General features: G+C 64.1%; 6 protein-coding genes. 2 read left to right on the top strand and 4 right to left on the bottom strand.

The annotated features are described in order from the left end of the window. Positions 1-59: 59 nt before the first annotated feature. The 4 genes from ABGA94_RS03425 to ABGA94_RS03410 all read right to left on the bottom strand — a co-directional run bounded on the left by ABGA94_RS03425 (position 60) and on the right by ABGA94_RS03410 (position 2,434). On the bottom strand, positions 60-548 hold the full coding sequence (locus tag ABGA94_RS03425) for a hypothetical protein (RefSeq protein ID WP_005415036.1): 489 nt from the start codon (positions 546-548) through the stop codon (positions 60-62). 31 nt (positions 549-579) lie between these two features. Beyond that, entirely contained in the window at positions 580-1,329 is a 750-nt protein-coding gene (locus ABGA94_RS03420; RefSeq protein ID WP_049413265.1) for an HAD family hydrolase, read from the bottom strand. Between the two features lie 84 nt (positions 1,330-1,413). Beyond that, complete coding sequence (locus tag ABGA94_RS03415; protein WP_005407824.1) at positions 1,414-1,830, bottom strand: EF-hand domain-containing protein; 417 nt, start codon at positions 1,828-1,830, stop codon at positions 1,414-1,416. Between the two features lie 232 nt (positions 1,831-2,062). Further along, on the bottom strand, positions 2,063-2,434 hold the full coding sequence (locus ABGA94_RS03410; RefSeq protein ID WP_065186625.1) for a hypothetical protein: 372 nt from the start codon (positions 2,432-2,434) through the stop codon (positions 2,063-2,065). A 275-nt stretch (positions 2,435-2,709) separates the two neighbouring features. Here ABGA94_RS03410 and ABGA94_RS03405 point away from each other — a divergent pair, with 275 nt between their 5' ends. Beyond that, positions 2,710-3,003, top strand: a complete 294-nt coding sequence (locus ABGA94_RS03405) for a transposase (protein WP_032954795.1) — start codon at positions 2,710-2,712, stop codon at positions 3,001-3,003. After that, positions 3,000-3,704, top strand: a 705-nt coding sequence (locus tag ABGA94_RS03400) for an IS3 family transposase (protein WP_375366389.1), incomplete at its 3' end; no start/stop codon positions are given. The genes ABGA94_RS03405 and ABGA94_RS03400, both read left to right, overlap by 4 nt.

Raw genomic sequence — 3,704 nt, 5'->3', positions numbered from 1 at the left:
CCGCTGGCCGGCAACCCCGGATGCCTGGAAAGGCTGCAATTGCCGGCCAGCGGCCGACCCTACCGCTTCAACTGGCGCTTCAGCGCGGCATCCAGGGTGATCGGCCGGTCCCAGTGCTGGTAGCTGGCCACGATGGCATGGCGCACAGCCCGGTAGTGCAGATTGTCCGGCTTGGTGGGCATGCGCTTGACCACCGCCTCCCAGCCGCCCTCCGGGTCCTGGCTGAAGGCACGCACGCTGTCGCGGCAGGTCTGGCCACTGGCCTTGGCCCAGAAGCAGGCGAAATAGATGTCTCCGGCCTGCCAGCCGTGGGTGGTGAACAGCGCGCTGATGTAGCCGCGCGGCACGTCGGCATAGCGCGACACTTCGTCGAGGAAGGCGTCGGGGTAGCGTTCGGCGTAATGGTTGATGTCCTGCAGCTGGGCATCGACCCAGCTGTCGCCGGTGTCCACGTCGTAGGCGCTTGAGCGCTCGGCGGTCTGCTGGGCCAGCACGGTGGCCGGCGCCAGCAACAGGAACAACATCAGCGCGCGCAGTCGGTGGTTCATGCCCCGATTCTGCCGCAGCCGACGGGCCCTGTCAGGCCGCAGCGGCCTTTGCCTCGATCGCCGCCAGTGCGGCCGGCCAGTCGTGGGCGGTATCGGCGGTGACCATGCGCGGCTCGTCGTCGGCCACGCCATGCTGGGTCTCGTGCGCCCAGGTCACTGCGTACGGGGTATGCACGCCCCAGCCACCCAGGGTCACCACCGGCTCGATGTCCGAGCGCAGCGAGTTGCCGACCATCACGAAGCGCTGCATCGGCAGGTCGAATTCGGCCAGCACGCGGGCGTAGGTCTCCGGGTCCTTCTCGGAAACGATCTCGATGCGCGGGAAGAGCTCGGCCAGGTTGGCGACCTTGATCTTCGCTTCCTGGTGGAACAGGTCACCCTTGGTGATCAGCACCACCGGGTAGTGCTCGGCGATGGCCGCCACCGCTTCGCGTACACCATCGATCAGCTCGACCGGGTGGCGCAGGGTGTCGTGGCCGATCTCCAGGATGCGCTGGATGTCCTTGGCCTCGATGCGCTGGCCGGTGATGTCGATGGCCGCTTCGATCATCGACAGGGTCATGCTCTTGACGCCGTAGCCGAAGGTGCCCAGGTGGCGCTGCTGCACTTCCAGCAGGTGGCGGGCGGTCTGGGTGTCATGCACGTCGACATAGCGCGACAGCAGGTCAAGGTAATCCTGCTCGGCCTTGCGGTAGTAGTCCTCGCTCTTCCACAGCGTATCGTCACCGTCAAAACCGACCAGGCCGATGGCGCGCGACGGCGCAGGCGTGGGGGTGTTCATCGCGCAAGGATACAGGGGCCATGGTGACGAAAAAAACCCGGGCGGCCGAAGCCGCCCGGGTTCCCATACGCCCCGACGCAGGACTTACCTGCCCTGTGCACCCTGCGCTGCGCCACCGGCGCCGGCCTGCTGGGCGGCCACGTAGGCCTTGTACTCATCGGCGCTCAGCTCGCCGTCCTTGTTGGTATCGGCCTGGTCGAACACCTGGGCAAGGCCGGCGTTCACCTGCGCCTCGGTCTTGCTGATGGTGCCGTTGCCATCGGTATCGATGCTGGCCCAGGTCTGACCACCGCCATTGGCCTGTGCCGATGCCGCTGCGGCCGCATTGGTCGCCTGGTCGGCGGCCTGGCCGGCCTGTGCAGCCGCCTGCTGGGCCTGAGCGGCCTCGTTCTGTGCATGCGCGGCCTGCTGCTTGGCCGACTGGGCCATCGCCGGGATGGCCAGCACGCTGCCAGCGGCGACGATCAGGGCGATCAGGGGCTTGCGGTTGCGAATAGTCATCAGGGGTGTCTCCTACCGATTGGGTGGTGTTGCGCGGCGTGTTGATTCCGCACGGCACCTACCCTGCCACCGCGTTTCTGAATCGATTTTGCGCCACGACCGGCCCGCACACATGCGATTAACCACTCGCCTCCACGCATGCTTTAGCGCGGTGGTTAGGGTGAAGTGAGTGGCTCATAAGATGCGCATTCAGCGCCTCTGCATTTAACCGGCAGGCAACGAAAAACCTGCGTCAGTCGACGGTTTTTTCCGATGACCGCGAACTGAACAACACCCATGCAAGAGCAACACCGGCGAGCGCACCGGCGATTTCCAGCACCACACGGCTGCCAAGTTCGTTCGGATCGTGGATGGTGGCCAGGAAGATGCGCGCGTACAGCGGCGATTCCAGCCGCACGATGCCCATGTAGAACAGCTTCCACGCATCGATGCCGGCGGCGATGATCACGGCGATGACGCAGGACCAGCCGATCGCGTGCCCCATCGACCACCGCAGCAGGCGGCACAGCTGCGACCACAGGAAGTACACCAGCAGCCCAACCAGCATGGCGATGGCGCCGGCTTCGAGGGTGCCGAGCAGGCCGAAGTGCAGGGGAAGGTTCATCGGATGGGCAACGGTGGGATGGCGGCCAGTGTAAGGGATCTGCTTCGGACCCAATCGGCAGCCACAGTAGATCCACGCCATGCGTGGATGAGTCTCCATCGAGATCGAATAATTCGACGATTGAACAAAGAGCAGCCGAGCATGGGCTCGGCTCTACAACGGACCACGCGGGAAACTGTCAGAGGCGGGGCGGTGCCGGAATGCGGGGTGTCTGATCTGGCCCCCCGTCAGCGGACGCCAAGAAGCGATACTTTGATCGCACTTGGAGGTCCCTTATGTCCCGTATCACCCGTCGTAGCTATACCGATGAGTTCAAGCACCAAGCCGTGGAGTTGGCCGAGTCGCTCGGGCCTGCCGCAGCAGCCCGTCAGCTGGAGATGTCGGTCAAGACGCTGGCAAATTGGCTTGACGCGGTCCGTGCTGGCCGGTCGTTGACCTCTGAGGCTCGCAGGCCAACCACCGACCTGGAAAGCGAGATCAGCCGCCTTCGGGCCGAGAACGCCAATCTGAAGATGGAGCGGGAAATCCTAAAAAAAGCGGCGGCGTTCTTTGCCAGAGAGTCCAAGTGAGGTACGCCTTCGTCGCCAGTCAAAGGACTCACTACCCGACCAGGTTGTTGTGTCGGGTTCTTGGGGTTTCTGTCTCTGGATTCCATGATTACCTGCGTCGGCAATGTGCCCAAGCGTGCGATGCCGATTCGGCCCTGCGTACCGAGCTTCGGGCCATTCATGTGACCAGCAAGCGCAGTTATGGGCGACGTCGGCTGGTCAGGGCCTTACGAGCCAGGAATCATCCAGTCGGCCACAAGCGCGTGGCACGGTTAATGGCCGAGGAGCGAATCCAGGGCAAGACCAAAGGCCGATTCCGACCCAAGTCCTCCGGCGGCTCATCTCAGCTCGCCCCCAACCTGCTGGATCGGCAATTTGCCCCCGGAACCGGACCGACGGCGTGGGTCGGGGATATCACGTATGTCCCCACCCGCCAGGGATGGCTGCATCTGGCCGTGGTCATCAGCGTCCAGACCCGGCAGGTGCTGGGCTACAGCGTTTCCAAGCGTCTGACTGAAGAGCTGGTGGTGAAAGCATTTGCCAATGCCTGGGCTCTGCATCCACAACGACCCGGCCTGATCTTCCATTCAGATCGTGGTGGGCAGTACTGGGGGAACGAGTTTCGCCAGCTGCTGCAGTCCCATGACGTGGTCCAAAGCATGAGCCGGCCTGGCAATTGCTGGGACAACGCGGTGGCCGAGAGCTTCTTTGCGACGCTCAAG

Source organism: Stenotrophomonas sp. 3diitr2024 (assembly GCF_042136455.1).
In the GTDB taxonomy this organism is placed as follows: Bacteria; Pseudomonadota; Gammaproteobacteria; order Xanthomonadales; family Xanthomonadaceae; genus Stenotrophomonas; species Stenotrophomonas sepilia.
Note: the sequence above shows the minus strand (reverse complement) of the source record. Positions and strands in the feature narration are given on the sequence as shown.